Genomic DNA, 18,106 nt, shown 5'->3' with positions numbered 1-18,106 from the left:
GACCGCCACGGAAGGAGTTGACCGTGCTCGCTCTAGGTGGACCACGACGCCCCGGCCAGGTTGCGGCTCGGTGAGACCGCAGATCCGGTCCCCGCGTCCGACGAGGTGCTCGTCGAGGTACGTGCGATCTCGCTGAACCACGGCGAGCTGCGCGGCGCGATCTTCAACTACGGCGAGCTGCGTGGCGTCGCCAACCAACCGGCGGGTTACGTGCCGGGCTGGGACGCAGCGGGCGTGGTGCGCACCCCCGCAGCCGACGGCTCCGGGCCGCCATCGGGCGCCCGGGTCGTCACGTTCGGACCGTCGGGTGCGTGGGCGCAGCTGCGGGCCGTCCCGGTCGCCGAGTTGGCGGTCGTGCCCGACGATGTGGACCTCGGCGCGGCCTCGGCGCTTCCGGTCGTCGGGGTCACGGCGCTGCGCGCGCTTCGCCGGCTCGGGTTCGTGACGGGGCAGCGGGTGCTCGTCACCGGGGCGTCCGGCGGCGTCGGACGGTTCGCGGTGCAGCTGGGAGCGGCAGCCGGGGCGCACGTGATCGCGTCGGTCGGTAGCGCGGCGCGCGGCGAAGGACTCGCCGAGCTGGGAGCGGCCGACGTCATCGTCGGGCTCGAGGGCGTCGAGCCAGGGCTGCACGGCGTGCTCGACAACGTCGGAGGCCCTCAGCTCGCCGAAGCGTTCGCTCTGCTCGCGGTGGGCGGGTCGGTGCAGTCCATCGGCGCCACGTCCGGCGAGCCCACCGTGTTCGAGCCGTACGCGACCGTCGGAGAGCTGCGCAGCCTGCAGTCGTTCATGATGGGCGCAGAGCTGGCCGGGGACCTCGTGACCCTCCTCGGGATGCTCGCCGAAGGCCGCCTCGACCCGCAGATCGGCCTGCGCGGGGACTGGAAGGACGTCGCGAGCGCAGTGGAGGCACTCTTCGCCCGCCGGATCGCGGGCAAGGCCGTGCTCGACGTGAGCTGACCGGTCACGCCGAGATCCGCCATGGCTCGCGCGGCAGCGCAGCGCCGTGATGCAGCTGCCGCCACTGGGTTGGGCTCACACCGTAGGCGGCCCAGAACCTCCGGGCGGCTCAAGACATGGAGGTGTGAATGAAGGCAATCGTGGTGACCAATCAGGCGTGGTGACAGCGCTCGGGTGTTCGGGCCGGTCGACTGGACCCGTGATGGCACGCTGGCCGAGTATGTGGCTATTGAGGCACGCAATGTCCATGGACGCGGTGCTGTCATGGACCTTTGACGACAAGACCGTCCGCCTGCCTGCTACGCGGATCCAGCCCATGGCCTCGGCCGACGTCGCCCAGGCCGCGGCCGAGGTCTGCGTGAGAGCCCCGCTGCGGGGCACCCGCAACGTCGCCGGCCCCGAGGTCTTCACGCTCGACGAGCTGGGCCGGATCACCCTGGTCACAACGATGGCGCGCCGGTGACGTGTCGTGGCCCACCGTCGGTCATTCCGTGAGCGCGGCTTCGCCACGCAGCCAGCGTCGGAGCAGCTCCTTGCGCACCTTGCCGTTGGCGTTGCGTGGCAGTGTTTCGACACTCTCCAGGCGGGAGGGCAGGTACCACTGCGTCATGCCCTGGTCGCCGAGGTACTCACACAGCTCATCCAGGGTGACCGGGGGCGAGGTCGCTGAGACGATCACCGCACACGCCAGTTCGCCGCCGTCGTCGGTCGGGTAGCCGACCAGGGCGACGTCCGCGACGCCGGGATGGCCCAGCAGCACGGACTCGACGTCGTTGACCGGGATCATGAACACCCCGCCGATCCGGTCGGCGGCGCGGCCCATCAGCTTGACTCCGCCGCATCCGTCAGGCGCGGCGAGGTCTCCGGTGTCGTACCAGCCGTCACCCTGCTCGGCGATGACCACGACCTTGCCGGTGTCACGGCCCACGGTCGCCAGGCATACGCCCCCGCCGCGGACGAAGCCACGGCCGGGTTGGTCGCGGGTGATGTCGGTGTCGGACCGCAGGTCGATCTCCACGCCCTTGCACGGGCGTCCGTCGCTGTGCGTGGCCCACTCCGGCGGGTCCTCCTCGCGGGTCCGCGTGATCAGCCCGGTCTCGGTCATTCCCCACCCGGCCTGCAACGGCACCCCGAACACCCGCCGGGCCTGCGAGACCAGCGGCCGCGGAATGGTGGTGCCGGAGCAGACGAGCGCGTGAAGCGCGGGCACGCGCTGCGGCTCGCCGTCCCGGGCCGCGATCACGTCCTGGATGAACGTCGGCGCGGCAAGCATGATCGTGGTGCCGGTCTCGGCGAGTATCGCTGCACCTCGCTCGCCGGACCAGGAGTCGAGCAGCACCCTGCACGCCCCGCTCCACAGGGAAAGCAGCGTGCTGCGATACGCAAGCGTGTGCATCAGCGCATGAGGCGTGAAAATCACGTCCGACTGCCCGACTCCCGGCTCCCCCAGACCAGCCATACCGGCGTGCACCGTGTTGTGGCTGTGGAGCGCGCCTTTCGGCTCGCCCGACGTGCCCGAGGTGAAGAAAAGTATGGCCACCCGGTCCGGGTCTTCGGATGCATCATCCAGCGCGACCGGGTGGCGCTGCTCCCACGGCGTGTCCTCGAAGAACGAGCCGAACTCGGTCTCACCGTCCTTCGCCGTGCCGATCACCACCCGGTGGCGCAGCTCGGGCAGCCGCGGCGCCATCTCGCGCAGTGCCGCGGCGTGGTCGAACCCGTCCCACTCGTCCACCGTGACGCAGACGTTCGCGCCCACTCGGGCCAGCATTGGTTCCAGCTCGCGAGGCCGTATCGTGGTCATGATCGGTGCCAGCACCGCCTGCAGCCGCATCGCTGCCAGCAAGAGTGCGCCGGATTGCCACCAGTTCGGTAACTGGAACGCCACCACCTGACCCGGCCGCACGCCCAGTTCGTACAGCGCTCCGGCGAACCGCTCGACGTAGTGGGCGTAGTCGGCGTAGCTGAGCTCCACCGAACACAGCGCAGCCCCCACGGCGCCGGCCCGATAGGCCCTGATCGCGGTGGCATCAGGGCTGTGCTCACGCCACCGCCGCAGATCTCCGATGGGCCCGGAGTCGCGCCACACGCCCGCTGCGCGATACTTCTCCGCGGTTGCACAAGACGGTCGAATCGCGAAAATCGACATCATCAAAGCCTCCGACATCCTTAATGGGACCGTATCCGACACTGAAATATGGTCGACGGACGTGAGGAAACACCTGCACGAGCCTCTCGCCGTGGTCCTGTGGATACGGGTCAATTACACCTACACCTGCCGAGCTCGGTGTGACGAGGGATGGCCGCGTCCCGCGATCCGTCGCCATCTCCGTTCGGCGTCCGGACTTCCCAAGGTCGGCCTCCTCATCCAAACGCATACCAACTCTGGCGTAGGGAAGCATCGTTCGCATGCTTGTAGAACCAGCGCGCATCTCGGCGAGCCGAACAGCGATCCCATCGCAGCCCGGCGGCCGGCGAGGTCGCGCCGGCGTGTACCTCCACGAACCGATCAGCTGGCCAAGTTAGTTACGTCCGGCCATGACGCCGTCGTCAACGTCGACGGTGGCGCCGGTCATCCAGCTTGCCTTTTCCGAGAGCAGAAACGACACCATGTTCGCGATGTCTTCCGGGGTGCCGATCCGGCCAAGTGGATGAGGTTCAGCGCAACGCGACGGCCCCGAGCAACACAGCCGATGAACTCACGCCTATCGGACACCTCCCGCTGACGCATAGACCGACAGCTAGCGCATGTGCCCTAGGCCGTCCCAGCTAGCCCCTGTCGCTATCAGGCACTGGCCGTCGACACCAACACCGGCCGGGCCATGTCGCGCCCGGCGCTGTCGGGCCGCGCAGGGCGAGGTTCTTCTGTGCTGCTTCGAGCACGTTGACCGTGAACGGTCGCGACTCGACAGGCGGGCAGACCTTCGACCGCCGGTCCAGCGACACCAGAATCAGTGGCGGGTCGAGGACACCGCGGTGAATGCGTTCACCGTGACCCTCGTCGTGAAGTGCCCCAGACATCGCCGGAATTCTCGCGAGTGGATCGGCATCGGCCTGTCCCTCCTGACATGATCGCCGCGCTTGTCGAGGCGCCGGTTCTGGTTCGTAGCGACTCGTGCAGGTGCCTCCGACAACGGACGTCGAGCACGCTGGCTCACGAACTGCCGGTTGTGGACGCCACCTCGGTTCTCTCGAGCGGGTGCGGGCGGATCACGGTCGAGGCGCGCGGCGCGACCGGCGTTGCTCAAGCTCGTCGGGGCTCACCGGGATCAGCATCGGCTGGCCGGGAACGCAGAACATGGTGACGACGAATCGGGTCTCGACATCGGTGAGATTGTTGCCGTCCTGGTAGTGGATCACGTCGCCGCCCGGCTCCCAGAACGTCTCGCCGGTGTGCACAACGCGCTCGGGCTCGCCCTCGAGCTCGAAGACCATCTCACCCTGGACCACGTAACCGAAGGCGGGGCCGGTGTGCCGATGGGGCGGGTTGCCGGCGCTTCCCGGAGGCAGTTTGACGAGGAGGGTCATCACTTCGGAAGAATCGGGCAGCGGCGGGGTCGGAACCGAGCTGACGACCTCGAACTCCGGTGGGGGAGTCGACGAATTCACGACTTCGATGTAATGCGAGTGCTTCATGGTCATGAGTTGCTCCCAACTCGTTCGTGTGATGTCCTGGCATCGTCGGCACGTCCTTGAGACGGGACGACATGCCTCGTCCGTGACAGGATTCTCTGACGGCCCAAAGGCGCTCGATGCGGTGCTGCCTCTCGTGGAGGGGTGCGCCGGTCCGAAATCTCGATTACATGAAATGCGGTGGTATTTCCCAACCGACGGCCTGTTCATGTGAGGCTTGAGCGTGGAAACCCGATCTTCCGTGATATGGGCGGTTTTACCACGTGGCGGTGATCGTCGACGCCGTGCTGAAGAGGGGGTCCATCGCGGAGAGCTGCCGTGGCGGATACGTGTCAGGCGGGCTGTCGTACCGCCGTCCCAAGGGCATTGTCGATCACGTAGCGCCAGCGTCCATCCGCACCGCGGCGCACGATGTCGCTTGCCGAGCCTTCGAGGTGCACGTGCTTGCCGTCGGGGCCTGTGCCATCGATTGACCAGTCCAGCACGATTTGGGCGATATCGCCGGCAACGAACACGTGGCGCGTCTTGGCCTCCAGCGGCAGGCCCAGACTGAGGTCGTGCTCGAGTTCGGCAGCGATCTCGCCGGGTTCGGTGACGGTTCGCCCGTCTCTCGCGACGAACGCGGCCCCGGCTCGTAGTGGATCATCATTGCGCTGACCTTGCCGGAGTTGAACCGTTCAACCAGCGACGCGGTCATGCCTTCGGGTTCGATGGGGAGTGAATAAGACTCGGACATTCCGGTCTCCTGTTCATGTTGGTTGAACTGCGATGCGGCGATTACGACTCAGCGCACAATCGGTCTACCCAGGGCGGGATGCGGACCTCGTCGAACGGTCACGACCACGATAACTAGACTGACTGTTCCAGACTATGGCATCGAACAGGCGGCTCACAGGAGGGTGACAAGTGGCGCACACCACATCGCCCCAGTCGTCCTCGAGTCAGGGTGCGAGGCATCCCCGGTGGCCGCGCACCCACCCCGATCACCCGCCTCACCATGGGATCCAGCGTCCGCCTGCCAGCAACGGCGAGGCCCCGCGCATGCACCCCTAGGGATCGGCGATGCTCCGATTCGATCATCCGCCCCAGTCGGATCTCAGGTTTGCCCGAAAAGCGGTGCCGCTCTGCTGGACTAGTGCCACGGATTACGGCCTGAAAGTGGACCGGATAGTCTGTGTGCTGGTTCGCATTCGATCGATGCCGAGAGATGATGCCGCGGAGGAGGCTCCGCTGCGGACTCACCGGGGCACGGTGACGCGCGAGCTGATCGTGCGTGCTGCCGCCCGCATCGTCTGCAGCCGTGGTGTTGCGGGAACGAGCCTCGAGCAGGTCCTGACCGCGTCGAACGCCAGTCGCTCGCAGGTCCACCGCTACTTCGTGATCGAGGCAGTGGTCGACTTCCAGGTGAACCCCGTGCTCGCCCGCCAGCGGTCGCTGCTCGCCCGGGTGGACTCCGTCAGTGGTTGCGCGAGTGGGCCGATGTCTTCGTGGCTATGAACCGAACGCAGGATGGAGTCGGCCTTTGCCCGATCGGTGCACTGGTCGGCCAGCCGGCCGAGCAGTCCAGCGCTGCAAGGGCCAAGCTCGAGGACGCATTCCGGACGTGGGAGTCCTACCTCGCCGCCGCACTTCGCCGAATGCAAGAGCGCGGCGAACTCGACGCCGCGGCCGACCTCGCCGAACTTGGCACCGGCGTCATGGCGGCACTGCAGGGCGGGCTGGTGCTGGCCCACACCGGGCGTAGCGAGCAGCCGGTGCGGACGGCCTTGGGTCTGGCCCTCGACCGGGTGGCGCTCGCCGCGGCGCCTGCAGGCCATGTCGAGCTGAAGTCGGGAAAAGGTTCATGATCAGGACTCCTGCTCCGGGCAACCACGAGGGCGAACGAGCCGTACGGTGACGGGTCGGCGTCGAGGACGGCGGGCTCCACACCTGGCCGCGCACGACCGTGCGCGGGAGGTCTGGGTACACGCTGGTCGCGGCCCAGCGGAGCACCTATTCGCGCGCGAGGCCGCCGACCCCCGGACGCCCTGCCCGCGGTCGGCGTGCGCATCTTTACAGCAAGGCCACCGCGGACGACCAGGCCGCGACGGGCGCGACCGCGGGGCGGCTCACTGCGCCGGCGCCCGACAGGCTGGGAGTGTCGGCCGATGCAGCGGCCTACGGCTGCGGCCCGGCCCGTTCATGGCCGAGGTGCACGGCGCCCTCGCTGCTGCTGGTCGTCTCTCTAGTTGTCCTCCGCTTCCGCGGACGGGGGCCGGACGAATGCCGGGTGTGGCGATTTCGCCGCGCTGATGACCAGCCGGAAAGGAGGGCGTCGTCGTACCAGGAGCAGCGCGCTCGACGCGCGCCTCAGCCCGGTCGGAGAGCGGTTTTCTCGCTGCGGAACGCGTCCGGCACGGCTGCCGTGGCCACCACCAGTACGAGCGAGAACCAGCACGTCGATCGTTGCGGGAAGGACGGGGAATGAATGGGACAACGGACAACGTCTTCGACGTCGTCATCATGGGTGCCGGCCCGGTGGGGCAGACCGTCGCCGGCCGGGTCCGAGCTGCGGAGCTCAAGGTTGCGGTGGTAGAGCAGGAATTGGTGGGCGGTGACTGCGCGTACTGGGGTTGTATCCCCAGCAAGGCGATGCTGCGGCCGGTCATCGCCCTCGCGGATACCTGCCGTGTCGACGGCGTGCGGGATGCGGTCTCCGATCCGCTCAACGCAGCCCGCGTGTTCGGGCGTCGCGACCGCTACGTGGCCAACTGGGACGGCGACTGCTGGGCGCACTGGGTCAAGGAGATCGGTGCGGAGCTGTTCCGCGGGCATGCTCTCGTGGTCATCGGCGGTTGTACGCCGACGGCTATGTGTCCTTGCTGATGTCGGTGATTCCAGGTAATCGCTGAAGAAGCTGGGAGTATCCATGTCCGTCGTCCACGCTCACCACATCGAGGACCCGAACGCGGCGACACCGCCGCCGCAGATCGAGGTTGTCGGTTCGGTGCCGACCCTGCCGGTTCCCGACCCCCGAAGCGATGACGCTCCTCGTCACCCTGCCTCCGGGGAGTGCCGGTTCTCCGCCTCACCGGCACACCGGACCCGCCTTCGGCGAGGTCCAGGGCGCGAGATGATCTCCGAGCTGGAGGGCGATCCCAGCGTGTGGTGCATGCCGGCGAGACGTTCTGGGAGCCGGGCGGCGACGTGATCCACTACCAGGACGGCAACAACCTCGCTGACGCCGAGACCAGGTTCGTGGTCACCATGTTCGGCGTCGCCGGCCAGCCGATGCTGATCCCGGTGACCGCCGAGGAGCTCGAAGAGCGCAAGCCCCGCCGCGCCCTGCAAGCTCGCCGCCGCCAGAGAAGTCGACTCCGACAGGAAAGCCCACGCCACTGCGTCAGGTCCGGATCTCCGTCCCATCAACGGCACGGATCCCCAGAAACCGTGATCGACCGTTGTTCAGGGCTACATGACGTGCGGCAGAGCATCTTGTCGGCCGGACATGCTTGTCGATCTGCGAGAGGTAGCCAGCGCGAGTCTGGCGTTCAACGTCCAGCACATCGAGCCACCGGTCGAGCAACCCGTTGACCGCATCCTCCGTACGAGGATGGCGCCGCTCGTCGACGTGATTGAGCAACCGGGTCAGGACTTTGTCCGCTTCACGTTCGGTTTCCCTCTGGGTCGCCCGCGCAGGGACGGTCTTGCGTAGCCACATCTTCCGGTGAGCTGGTCGACGCTGGCGTACACCCTCACCCGAGCCGACCCGCTCGGAAGCCGGTCGATACAGCCGCGCTGGCGCGCCTGGGACGATCTCGACAAGGCCACGACGAGCACGGTACGAGTGCTACGGCTTCCCGTGCGCTCCGCAGAGCCCGCCTGCACGATGCCGTGCACACCGCATGCCGAGACGCCGCTTCGCCCCGTGCCTCGGACGGCCGGTGGTCCGTCGAGGACGCCCTGGTGGAGATCAGCCGGGGCAGCGCACCACGACCGTGGGCTGGGTGCGATGGAGCCCGGCCGGTGTGGTGATCCGGCCGCTCGACTCACCCGTGGAGGTGCCCAGTCAGCTGCTCGTCACCCCGGGGGAGGCCTGTCTCCGCGCGCTCGTCGCGGCGTTCACCTGAGCCTGCAGCGTCACTCGGCGATGAGAGCCGCCGCCCGTTCCGCGATTGCGCAGACCGTCGCGTTGGTGTTCGCGGAGACGACCGACGGCATCACGGACGCGTCGGCGACCCGGAGCCCGTCGAGCCCGCGCACTCGCAGCTCCGAGTCGACCACGGCCATGTCGTCGATCCCGATCCGACAGGTACCCGCGTAGTGGAAGTAGGGCATCAGGCTTCCTCGTAGGTACGCCCGGACGGCGGCCGGGTCGTCGGGGTCCGACACCGCGGGTGCCTCCTCGCCCCGCCAGGGGGCGAGCGCCTCGGCACACCCGATCTGCCTGGCGAGGCGCAGGCCCGCCGTCATCGTCTCGACGTCGCGGTCGTCACCGAGATAGTTCGGGTCCACGAGCGGGACGGCCTCGGGATCGGCGCTTGCGAGCCGCACCGACCCTCGGCTGCGCGGAGTCATCGCACTGAACATGATTGAGTACCCGTGAGCCATGTCGGTGCGGACGGCCGGATGGAAGGGCCGGCTGAGGAAGAGCATCTGCAGGTCCGCGTCGCCCAGAGCGGGGTCGCTGCGGACCAGTCCCATGGCCTCGCCCGGGGGGTTGCCCGGCATCAGCGGCACCGGGCGGGAGGCGCTGTAGCTCACCATCGCCGCCGGATGGTCGTGGAAGTTGGCCCCGACCCCGGGAAGGTCGTGCAGGACCTCTACGTCGACGTCGTGCAGGTGATCCGCCGGCCCGACACCGGAGAGCAGCAACAACTGCGCCGACCCGATCGTCCCCGCGGTGAGCACCACCTCCCGCGAGCACTCCGCGAGGATCACCGTGCCGTCCAGCGAGTACTCCACCCCGGTACAACGACGACCGTCGAACCGCAGCCGGTGCACCACAGCGCCGGTGACCACGTCCAGGTTCGGCCGGTCCAGCACGGGGCGCAGGTAGGCATCGGCCACGCTCTGCCGCACCCCGTCGACGATCGTGTTGTCGCAGCGCCCGACACCTTCCTCCAGGCCGCTGCTCACGTCCGTCGCCGCTGGACACCCCGCTTCGGCGGCCGCGTCGAGGCACGCGCTGATCAGCGGATGCGGCTCGGGCGGTGGTGATACGACCATCGGTCCGTCCGTGCCGCGGACGGCCGGATCCCGCCCCGCCGCGCGTTCGCTGCGCCGGAAGTAGGGCAGGAGGTCGTCGAACTCCCACCCCTTTGCCCCCATCGCCGCCCACCGGTCGTAGCTCGAGCGATGCCCGCGCAGGAAGTTCAGCCCGTTGATGGCCGATGAGCCCCCCAGGGCGCGTCCGCGCGGCAGAACGATCGATGAGCCCAGGAAGGCCTGCTCGGTGGACGGGGTGCACCAGTCGGCGGAGCTGCCAAGCAGGGCGAGCCAACCAGCCGGGCTCGCCATGGCCGACAGCTGATCACGTCCTCCGGCTTCGACAAGAAGCACGCGGACGTCGTCGTTCTCCGATAATCGAGAACCGATCACGCAACCGGCGCTCCCGCCGCCCACGACAATGAAATCATATCCGGAACCCGTTTTTGCTGTTCTCACAACCTCATCCTCGCAAGATCGAAGCGCGATGGGTGCGCCGTTCATCGTCCAGCACCACAATGGTGAGCGAATGTCGGTTTCGCTACATGTGTGGCGAATGCGCACAGCAACGGATGGACGAAGTCCGGTTCACTTTTCCGGCCGACATCGCGCAGAAGGGGCAGCTCGGCGGTCTTGAAGTGCCCGCCCATCGCCGGCTGAACGTCACCGGCGTTGCCTCGGATCGGCGAGGAATGGGCGCCCTTCACGCCACCATGTCGGTACCGCCGTCGTGCGCGAACCGCCGGGGCCGACAGCACCTCATGGCTTCCGTCGCCTCCCGGAGAGTTCGGGCGCACAGGTCAAAATCCCGACCACGTGAAGTGCAGTGGCATTACCCAACCGAGGCCGTTCACGCGAGGGTTGAGCGTGCAAAGCTAATCTTCGTCATACGGGGAGTTTCACCACGTGGCGGTGATCGTCGACGGCACGCTGAAGAGTGGACCCATCGCCGAGAGTTGGCGTGGCGCATACGTCTCAGGCGGGCTGTCCCACTGTCGTCCCAAGAGCATTGTCGATCAGGTACCGCCACCGTCCATCCGCGCCGCGGCGCACGACATCGCTTGCCGAGCCTTCGAGGTGCACGTGCTCGCCGTCGGGACCTGTGCCGTCAATTGACCAGTCCAGCACGATCTGGGCGATGTCGCCGGCAATGGACACATGGCGCGCCTTGGCCTGCAGCGGCAGGCCGAGACTGAGATCGCGCTCGAGTTCGGCAGCGATCTCGGTGGGATCAGTGACGGTTCGCCCGTCTCTCGCGACGAACACGGCCCCCGGCTCGTAGTGGATCATCATTGCGCTGACCTTGCCGGAGTTGAACCGCTCAACCAGCGACGCGGCCATGCCTTCGGGTTCAGTGGGGAGTGAATAGGACTCGGACATAGCGGTCTCCTGTTCATTGGTTGACCTGTGATGCGGCGATTTCGACTCAACGCTCCGTCGATCGACCCAGGGCGGGATGAGGCCCTCGTAGAGCAGTCAGCACCGAAACTAGACTGCTTGTTCCAGACTATGGCATCAGGCGGGCGGCCCGCAGGAGGGTAATAAGTGGCGCGCACCACATCGCCCAGGCGTCCTCCAGCCGGCGCCTGAGACGTCCCCGTGGCCGCGCGCCCAACTCGCTCACCCGCATAACCAGGGGACCCAGCGCCCGGCCTCCCGGTAGCAGCGATGACCGCGCATGCACCCATGGGACCGGCGATGCTCCGCTCCGAGTGTCCGCCGCGCTGTCCGCGCTCTCCCCTCGACGCCGGAGAGCGATACGACGATGGACCATCTAGTACCAATGAAGCGGCCGGAGGGCGGTTGGCGCCTGGGTTCGCCGGAGTGCGCGTAGGTAGCCGCCCCGCCATCGGAGCCGCTGGGAGGGCGCTGCAGCGCGTCACTCCGCCTCGCTGCCTGCCCAGACACCCATCCGCCTGCTACAGCCCGCCGCTGGCGGCGATCGAAGAGGTCGCAGATGGACGGGAGCCGGGCGCACGTCACCTTCGACCGGTCAGCCCACCGTTGCGCACACGACCTGGGTGGGGCTGGGCGCATTCCATGCCCGAAGCGTCGACCACCTGGCCCATAGTGGGTGCCGGCAACGCCTGCGGCATGCATGAGATCCGCGGCCGCACGGGGAACGTGACAACACCGGCCCCGTCGCGACCACCGAGAACGTTGCTCTCGCCAGCGTGCTCACAATGCTCGCGGCCGGCTGCACACTCCTGGCCATCGGGGCTCGGCGCCCACGCCACTGTCCTGGTCATCGGCGCCTGCCAACTGATCACCAGCGGTCTGCTCGCCTGGTGCCTCGCCAGCGCCATGGTGTCGCAAGCCGCCTTCGGGCGACACGTCCTTCCCTGGCGAGCTTGGTACCGCCGGGGCTAGGGTGAGTACGGATGCGATCAGGCCGGGGATCCATCTACAATCGGGATATGCCGACCAGCAACACCGTCGGCCACCAATGAGAAGTGTCGATCGTTCGCCACGATGGCGAACCCACACCTAGAGCATGACGACGCGACTCCAGCCCGCCGATCCCGATGGGATTCAGGTCGACGATATGAGCAACGGACCGCGCACCACCTGAGCCCGGGCCGCTCCCCAGGTCGTGCGACGAGGTGGGGCTCTCGCGCGCCGGGAGGTCCGATGACGATCGAAGATCCGGAGTTGGGCGTCTTGGCCCAACAAGTCAGTACCGCTGACATCGTGGACGCCATGGGACGGCTGCACCGGCACCGATGCCACCTTCTTGACCTGGTGAGCCCGACGCCGGGTAGATTGCTCTTCGGCCCGGCGGTCACGATCTCGTACTTTCCGTCCTGCGAAGTAGCGCTGCCATCTGATCGCTACAACTTCGGCAACCTGTTCGACGAAGCGGTGTCCGATGGTGGCATGGGCAGCGTGCTGGTGTTGGCGAGCAACGGTCATCCCGATGTCTCAATGGCAGGGGGTACCAAGCTGAGCCGGCTGGCCCGCCACAACTTGGCCGGCGTGCTGACCGACGCGCGGCTACGCGACTTCGCGGAACTCTCGACGTACGGTTTTGCTGCGTACTGCCGAGGTGAGGCGGTCCGCTGGGGTGGTGACGTCGTCACTCCGTTCGAGGCGAATCGGCCCGTAGTGGTGAACGGTGTTGCCGTTCGGCCTGGCGACTACGTGTTCGCGGACGCGTCAGGCGCGGCGGTCATCCCGCGTGCCCAAGCGAGGACAGTGCTTCATGGAGCCGTCAGCGTGGTCTCCGACGACGCTGCGACACTCAAAGCATTGCTCGAAGGCGACCGGGGGAGGGGCGGGAGTGCCTCGGAGCGGTGAGATCGTTGCGTATCAAGGACCTGTCCAGCGAGGTCGAAGGAACGGCCTCTCGCTTCGAAGGAATTCAGGTGGATCTTCGTTTCGACGGCCTCCGGGCCTTGTTCTTCAACGGAACCCTCAAGCGGTCTCCACAATCGAGCAATACAGAGGGCGTGATCCGGCTCAGCGCCGACCTGATGAAGCGGGAGGGCGTGGAGGTGGAAGTCATACGGACCATCGACCACGACATCGCCGTCGGGGTTTATCCCGACATGACTGAACACGGTTGGACGACCGACGAGTGGCCTGCCCTCTACGGCAAGGTCCTTGCTGCCGACATTCTTGTCTTGTGTGGTCCGATCTGGCTTGGCGACAACTCTTCCGAAATGAAGAAGATCATCGAGCGGCTCTATGCGTGCTCACACCTGCTGAACGACGCGGGACAGTACGCCTACTACGGTCGAGTAGGCGGCTGTCTCATTACGGGCAACGAGGACGGCGTCAAGCACTGTGCGATGAACGTGCTTTACAGCCTACAGCACATAGGGTACACAATCCCACCGCAGGCCGATGCGGGCTGGATCGGGGCCATCGGCCCTGGCCCGTCTTATCTTGATCCGGGGTCGGGTGGGCCACAAAACGACTTCACCAATCGCAACACCGCGTTCATGACGTGGAACCTCATGCACCTGGCGCAGATGATCAAGAGCGCTGAGGGCATCCCTGCATATGGCAACCGGCGGTCGGAGTGGGACCGAGGTCGCCGATTCGACTTCGGCAATCCCAACCCCGAGTACCGATGACAAGCCGCCGCCAGCGCCTGCTGCTGTCCGCCGAACTAGTGGCTCGACACGCAGTGTCGACCAGGTAATTGATCTTACTGGTCGAGCCCGGGAGGCTGCCCGCACGTCGAGTGCGGGAGGTGGTTGTGGCTCGCAGACCGAGCGTGTTCGTGCGGCCGTTGTCGATGGACGAGGGGCGCAAGCTGCAGCGCATCACCCGGACCGCCAAAACCCGGTCCGGATGCGCTGCGCGATCGTGGTGCTGAACGTTCGCCCAGGGCCAGACCGTCCCAGACATCACATCGTTACTGCTGGTCAGCGACGACTACGTGCGTGACGTGATCCACGTGTTCAACGAACGGGGGTTCGACGCGCTGGACCCAAAACCGAGCGGGGGACGCCCGAAGAAGATCGGTGAACAGGTCCGCACCTGGATCTGCACGATCGCTCGGACGTCACCCGCCGACCGGGGCATCACCGCGTTCTCCACCTGGTCGCCGGCCAAGCTGCGCGACCACCCTGCTGAACGAGGGCATCGTCGCCGAACTCAGCCGCGAGACGCTGCGCCGCATCCTGCACGCCGGCGGCGTGTCATGGCCGACCACGACCGCGTGGAAAGCCCCGGTCAAAGCTGCGTGACAAGCCACTAGGTCGACGGCGTACGGGAGGTCAGCGGTCCAAGCCTTGCTGCCATCCCGCCCACCACGCCGTAGCCGCTACGCGCTGACCATAATGCATGTGTACATCCACTACCGGAGCTACCCAACCGATACACCTCCGTGCCGCTTCCGTCTGGGCCGATCTTTACCAAGGCCCGCCGTCTACCACGTCCGTGCTGAGTAGGTGCCGATTGCTTTCCATTGGTTGGTCGACCAGGGCGGTCGGACTTGTCGCCGCCAACGGATTCGGCTCGGTCGGCGGAGGGAGCGGATCGGTCGGCGGAGGATGCAGGGCCCTGATCGGCCGCCTCCCTTGCAGCCGGGGGCGCCAAGCTCACCGATAACGGCCGTCGAAGCTTGATCCCCGGTTGCGCTCGGTGAACCGCACGCCCACGATCCGGCCTTCCTCCACGATCCAATGCAAGTCGTAGCAGGCACGATAGCTGGGAGGCCAGAAGGAGCAGAAGCGACCGTCATCGATGTACCACTTGCCCTGTGTCGGCTGGCCCTGCTCGACGTAGGTGGTAGCGCCGCTGGATTCGAAGACCTGGGTGGAGCCGTCGTTGTAGACGAAGGCCTCCGCCGTGACCGCGGTGGGGATGTGTCCCTCGATGACAGGGTCACCATCCACGGCATGGATATTCTTGAGCGTGTCGACCATCAGTTCCTCCTTCGGAAGGTATTCAGCGTGGTGGGACGGGATGCACCGTCGAAGCCGAGGCGGCGCGAGCGCCGTGCTAGTCGGCGAGAACTCGTTCGATAGGACTAACCGTGTCTCTCAGAGTCCAGATGGGGGTGTGAATTGGTCCACGGGTCTCACACACTGATTGATCGGGTGCCAACACCGTCGTTTCCGGCGCGTTGGCGGCCTCAGGCTAATTCTTGTTCGTCTTCATCCCTGACGATGTGTACCGCAGCCTCTTCGGCGGAGGCCGCTCCACCATCGCGACCGATGTCCACCGCGTAGAGGTAAGCGAAGTCGTCGATCTCGCCCGTGGCTTCGACGTCGATCAACCTCCCTGAACGCGCCGTGCCGGCTTCGTTGTCGTACAACTCGCCGTCGGTGTCCGAGGCGTCTCCCAGCCCGTCCCCGTCGGGGATCATGATGTCGGGCAGCTCGCGTGCCAAGCGGCCGTTGAGGCTTTCGTGTTCGGCCGCTTCCCTCGCGGTGAGGCCGTAGTCGTTCAGTTCCCAGGCACGGTCTGGAGGGGAGTAGCCCTCGTCCAGTACGTCTAGGACTCCGCGGTCGTCAAGGCTGTCCTCAGGCTGAAGGAGCCCGGAGTCGATGTCGACGCCGTCGGTCGAGTCGCTGTCGTCTGTGGACATGTCAATCTCCCTGGTAGCGCTGCTCGAGCCAGGGGTCTCCCCGGTCGTGGTATCCGTTGCGCTCCCAGAAACCGGGCTGGTCCTGGGGCAGTAGCTTCAGCCCGGACACCCATTTCGCGCTTTTCCAGAAGTACAGGTGGGGCACGAGCAGCCGGGCCGGTCCTCCGTGGATCGCTTCCAGCGGCGTGCCGTTCACGTTCCAGACCACCCACGCCTTGCCGTCCGTCACATCCTCGATCGGCAGGTTGGTGGTGTAGCCGGTGTGCGAACGGGCGAGCACGAACGCCGCGTCGTCGAGCGGACCCGCTGCCTTCAGCAGGGTGTCGACCGAGACCCCGTCGAATGTCATGCCGAACTTTGACCATGTGGTGACGCAGTGGATGGCGCCCTCGTAACGAGATCCCGGCAAAGCTTGGATCTCGTCCCAGCTCCACGTGGTAGGCGACTGAACGAGGCCGTCGACTGTGAAGGTCCAGCCGTCGGTGCGGATGGACGGAGTGGCTTCCGCGTGCAGGACGGGCCACCCGTCGCCGGCGTCGTACTGACCCGGTGGCAGGCGCGGATCACGCGCCGGGCGGCCAGGCCCCGCGAAGCCTCTGGTGACGGACATGATGCTTCCTCTCCTCTGCGTTTGGCCGTGCGATGTGGGCTGGCCGGTCTCAGGATCGACACGACGTCACTGTCGGTGTTCGAATCAGCCGGTCATCCGACCAGCACGAGCGACCGCAGGGCGACTTGGCGCGGTGCCCGCCAGACCGTGCGACATCTAGCTACCCGTCAAGTCTAGTACTGTCAAGTCCAGTGCGCACGGGGGTAAGATCCCCTTCGGTGCGGGCGCTCGCGACCGCGCAACTCTGCTAATAGGACATAAAGTGCAAGTCGCACCGCTGGCGCCCGGTCACCGGTTCCGTCCGAAGACGGGTGGAGTCGGGTCTCAGTGGACTTGACAGTTCGCCGACAAGGCCTGATAGTCGGACTAGATAGTCCAGAGAGTCTTCGACGTGTGGCCATCGGAGGACATCGAGCCTCACTCTCCGTCGTTCGAGTGCTCCTCACGATCCATGATGACCCGTAGTAGCTACTGGCCTTGCAGCGCGGAGAGGTCTACGTGTCCGCGCAGGCGCTCGCCGAGCGGTGGGCGAAGACGATGTGAATCTGGCGGGCTGGTTAGTCCGGGAGGCGATTATGACGCAACTTGTTCCGGCACCGGTCCGTGCTCGTGTAGCACCGGTGCGCCGTGCTGCCGTGGGGTCGGCACTCGTCAGGATGTTGCGGACGACGGACCACAAGGACATCGCGGTCCTGTACCTGGTGACGTCGTTCGTGTTCTTCCTGGCCGGCGGAGCGATGGCGCTGCTGATACGCGCCGAGCTCGCTCGCCCCGGTCTGCAATTCCTGTCGAACGAGCAGTACAACCAGCTGTTCACCATGCACGGCACGGTCATGTTGCTGCTGTATGCGACGCCGATCGTGTTCGGTTTCGCCAACTACATTGTGCCGCTGCAGATCGGCGCCCCGGACGTGGCGTTCCCGCGGCTCAACGCCTTCTCGTACTGGCTGTTCCTGTTCGGTGGGTTGATCGTGCTCTCCGGCTTCTTGACGCCGGGTGGGGCCGCCGACTTCGGTTGGACCGCCTACGCGCCTCTGTCCGGCGTGGTCCACTCACCCGGTAGCGGATCAGACCTGTGGATTATCGGTTTGGTCGTCGGAGGACTGGGCACGATCCTCGGGGCCGTCAACTTCATCACCACCATCGTCTGCATGCGCGCCCCGGGCATGACGATGTTCCGGATGCCGATCTTCACGTGGAACATCCTCATCACCGCGATCCTGATACTCGTCGCGTTCCCGGAGCTCACAGCGGCGCTGCTCGGTCTGCTCGCCGACCGCCACCTCGGCGCCCACGTGTTCGACCCCGCCAACGGCGGGGCGATCCTGTGGCAGCACATGTTCTGGTTCTTCGGCCATCCCGAGGTCTACATCATCGCGTTGCCGTTCTTCGGCATCGTGTCCGAGGTTTTCCCGGTGTTCGCCCGCAAACCGATCTTCGGCTACAAGGGCCTGGTCTACGCCACGATCGCCATCGCCGCGCTGTCGGTGGCGGTATGGGCCCACCATCTGTACGCCACCGGAGCTGTGCTGCTGGCCTTCTTCTCCTTCACCACGTTCCTGATCGCGGTGCCCACGGGCGTCAAGTTCGTGAACTGGGTCGGGACGCTGTGGAAGGGGCACATGACCTTCGAGGCCCCGATGCTGTTCGCGCTGGGCTTCCTGGTCACGTTCCTG

General features: G+C 66.5%; 17 protein-coding genes and 2 pseudogenes. 10 read left to right on the top strand and 9 right to left on the bottom strand.

The window, feature by feature from the left end:
• Positions 1-36 precede the first annotated feature (36 nt).
• The gene (locus tag AC5L35_RS36310; RefSeq protein WP_495064293.1) at positions 37-957 is read left to right on the top strand and encodes a zinc-binding dehydrogenase; all 921 of its coding nucleotides are present in this window, start codon (positions 37-39) and stop codon (positions 955-957) included.
• 241 nt (positions 958-1,198) lie between these two features.
• The gene (locus AC5L35_RS36305; RefSeq protein WP_495064292.1) at positions 1,199-1,420 is read left to right on the top strand and encodes a hypothetical protein; all 222 of its coding nucleotides are present in this window, start codon (positions 1,199-1,201) and stop codon (positions 1,418-1,420) included.
• Positions 1,421-1,441: 21 nt separating this feature from the next.
• Here AC5L35_RS36305 and AC5L35_RS36300 read toward each other — a convergent pair whose 3' ends face one another.
• From AC5L35_RS36300 to AC5L35_RS36285, 4 genes and pseudogenes are all read right to left on the bottom strand, one after another.
• Complete coding sequence (locus AC5L35_RS36300; protein ID WP_495064291.1) at positions 1,442-3,124, bottom strand: AMP-binding protein; 1,683 nt, start codon at positions 3,122-3,124, stop codon at positions 1,442-1,444.
• 355 nt (positions 3,125-3,479) lie between these two features.
• A complete protein-coding gene (locus AC5L35_RS36295; protein WP_495064319.1) occupies positions 3,480-3,647 on the bottom strand; it encodes an SDR family oxidoreductase in 168 nt (55 codons plus the stop codon).
• 520 nt (positions 3,648-4,167) lie between these two features.
• Positions 4,168-4,599: a cupin domain-containing protein gene (locus tag AC5L35_RS36290; protein WP_495064290.1), complete on the bottom strand. Its 432-nt coding sequence runs from the start codon at positions 4,597-4,599 to the stop codon at positions 4,168-4,170.
• A gap of 323 nt (positions 4,600-4,922) precedes the next feature.
• Positions 4,923-5,207 (bottom strand): annotated as a pseudogene (locus AC5L35_RS36285) (YybH family protein); the annotation flags it as partial.
• A gap of 634 nt (positions 5,208-5,841) precedes the next feature.
• Here AC5L35_RS36285 and AC5L35_RS36280 point away from each other — a divergent pair.
• From AC5L35_RS36280 to AC5L35_RS36265, 4 genes are all read left to right on the top strand, one after another.
• On the top strand, positions 5,842-6,087 hold the full coding sequence (locus AC5L35_RS36280; protein ID WP_495064289.1) for a TetR/AcrR family transcriptional regulator: 246 nt from the start codon (positions 5,842-5,844) through the stop codon (positions 6,085-6,087).
• Positions 6,084-6,437 (top strand): LmrA/YxaF family transcription factor, encoded by a 354-nt coding sequence (locus AC5L35_RS36275; protein ID WP_495064288.1) that lies wholly within the window; start codon positions 6,084-6,086, stop codon positions 6,435-6,437. The genes AC5L35_RS36280 and AC5L35_RS36275 overlap by 4 nt, the downstream gene beginning before the upstream one ends.
• A gap of 616 nt (positions 6,438-7,053) precedes the next feature.
• Entirely contained in the window at positions 7,054-7,455 is a 402-nt protein-coding gene (locus AC5L35_RS36270) for an FAD-dependent oxidoreductase (protein ID WP_495064287.1), read from the top strand.
• Between the two features lie 1,121 nt (positions 7,456-8,576).
• The gene (locus AC5L35_RS36265; RefSeq protein ID WP_495064286.1) at positions 8,577-8,699 is read left to right on the top strand and encodes a hypothetical protein; all 123 of its coding nucleotides are present in this window, start codon (positions 8,577-8,579) and stop codon (positions 8,697-8,699) included.
• A 10-nt stretch (positions 8,700-8,709) separates the two neighbouring features.
• Here the strand turns inward: AC5L35_RS36265 and AC5L35_RS36260 are convergent, their stop codons facing one another.
• Together AC5L35_RS36260 and AC5L35_RS36255 are read right to left on the bottom strand one after the other, a co-directional pair.
• On the bottom strand, positions 8,710-10,281 hold the full coding sequence (locus AC5L35_RS36260; RefSeq protein WP_495064285.1) for a GMC family oxidoreductase: 1,572 nt from the start codon (positions 10,279-10,281) through the stop codon (positions 8,710-8,712).
• 471 nt (positions 10,282-10,752) lie between these two features.
• Positions 10,753-11,157 carry a YybH family protein gene (locus tag AC5L35_RS36255; RefSeq protein WP_495064284.1) on the bottom strand — a complete coding sequence of 135 codons (405 nt, stop codon included), beginning with the start codon at positions 11,155-11,157 and terminating at the stop codon, positions 10,753-10,755.
• Between the two features lie 1,251 nt (positions 11,158-12,408).
• Here AC5L35_RS36255 and AC5L35_RS36250 point away from each other — a divergent pair.
• From AC5L35_RS36250 to AC5L35_RS36240, 3 genes and pseudogenes are all read left to right on the top strand, one after another.
• Positions 12,409-13,074 carry an RraA family protein gene (locus AC5L35_RS36250; RefSeq protein ID WP_495064283.1) on the top strand — a complete coding sequence of 222 codons (666 nt, stop codon included), beginning with the start codon at positions 12,409-12,411 and terminating at the stop codon, positions 13,072-13,074.
• 68 nt (positions 13,075-13,142) lie between these two features.
• Positions 13,143-13,856 (top strand): flavodoxin family protein, encoded by a 714-nt coding sequence (locus tag AC5L35_RS36245; protein WP_495064318.1) that lies wholly within the window; start codon positions 13,143-13,145, stop codon positions 13,854-13,856.
• Positions 13,857-14,119: 263 nt separating this feature from the next.
• A pseudogene (locus AC5L35_RS36240) lies at positions 14,120-14,485 on the top strand (helix-turn-helix domain-containing protein); the annotation flags it as partial.
• A gap of 343 nt (positions 14,486-14,828) precedes the next feature.
• Here the strand turns inward: AC5L35_RS36240 and AC5L35_RS36235 are convergent.
• From AC5L35_RS36235 to AC5L35_RS36225, 3 genes are all read right to left on the bottom strand, one after another.
• Entirely contained in the window at positions 14,829-15,155 is a 327-nt protein-coding gene (locus AC5L35_RS36235) for a hypothetical protein (protein WP_495064282.1), read from the bottom strand.
• Positions 15,156-15,364: 209 nt separating this feature from the next.
• Positions 15,365-15,820, bottom strand: a complete 456-nt coding sequence (locus tag AC5L35_RS36230; protein WP_495064281.1) for a DUF5709 domain-containing protein — start codon at positions 15,818-15,820, stop codon at positions 15,365-15,367.
• 1 nt (position 15,821) lies between these two features.
• Complete coding sequence (locus AC5L35_RS36225) at positions 15,822-16,430, bottom strand: sulfite oxidase-like oxidoreductase (protein ID WP_495064280.1); 609 nt, start codon at positions 16,428-16,430, stop codon at positions 15,822-15,824.
• 575 nt (positions 16,431-17,005) lie between these two features.
• On the opposite strand from AC5L35_RS36225, the gene AC5L35_RS36220 reads away from it, so the two are divergent.
• The coding region (locus AC5L35_RS36220; protein WP_495064317.1) for a cbb3-type cytochrome c oxidase subunit I at positions 17,006-18,106 on the top strand (1,101 nt) is incomplete at its 3' end.

The organism is Pseudonocardia sp. OZ21 (assembly GCF_059359135.1).
This window is presented reverse-complemented; position numbering and strand designations above follow the sequence as displayed.

What these genes read in the sequence shown, in the direction of transcription:
- AC5L35_RS36305 (WP_495064292.1), top strand. Translation starts at nt 1,199, where the DNA reads ATGTCCATGGACGCGGTGCTGTCATGGACCTTTGACGACAAGACCGTC.
- AC5L35_RS36300 (WP_495064291.1), bottom strand. Translation starts at nt 3,124, where the DNA reads ATGTCGGAGGCTTTGATGATGTCGATTTTCGCGATTCGACCGTCTTGT.
- AC5L35_RS36290 (WP_495064290.1), bottom strand. Translation starts at nt 4,599, where the DNA reads ATGACCATGAAGCACTCGCATTACATCGAAGTCGTGAATTCGTCGACT.
- AC5L35_RS36275 (WP_495064288.1), top strand. Translation starts at nt 6,084, where the DNA reads ATGAACCGAACGCAGGATGGAGTCGGCCTTTGCCCGATCGGTGCACTG.
- AC5L35_RS36270 (WP_495064287.1), top strand. Translation starts at nt 7,054, where the DNA reads ATGAATGGGACAACGGACAACGTCTTCGACGTCGTCATCATGGGTGCC.
- AC5L35_RS36260 (WP_495064285.1), bottom strand. Translation starts at nt 10,281, where the DNA reads ATGAACGGCGCACCCATCGCGCTTCGATCTTGCGAGGATGAGGTTGTG.
- AC5L35_RS36255 (WP_495064284.1), bottom strand. Translation starts at nt 11,157, where the DNA reads ATGTCCGAGTCCTATTCACTCCCCACTGAACCCGAAGGCATGGCCGCG.
- AC5L35_RS36250 (WP_495064283.1), top strand. Translation starts at nt 12,409, where the DNA reads ATGACGATCGAAGATCCGGAGTTGGGCGTCTTGGCCCAACAAGTCAGT.
- AC5L35_RS36235 (WP_495064282.1), bottom strand. Translation starts at nt 15,155, where the DNA reads ATGGTCGACACGCTCAAGAATATCCATGCCGTGGATGGTGACCCTGTC.
- AC5L35_RS36230 (WP_495064281.1), bottom strand. Translation starts at nt 15,820, where the DNA reads ATGTCCACAGACGACAGCGACTCGACCGACGGCGTCGACATCGACTCC.
- AC5L35_RS36225 (WP_495064280.1), bottom strand. Translation starts at nt 16,430, where the DNA reads ATGTCCGTCACCAGAGGCTTCGCGGGGCCTGGCCGCCCGGCGCGTGAT.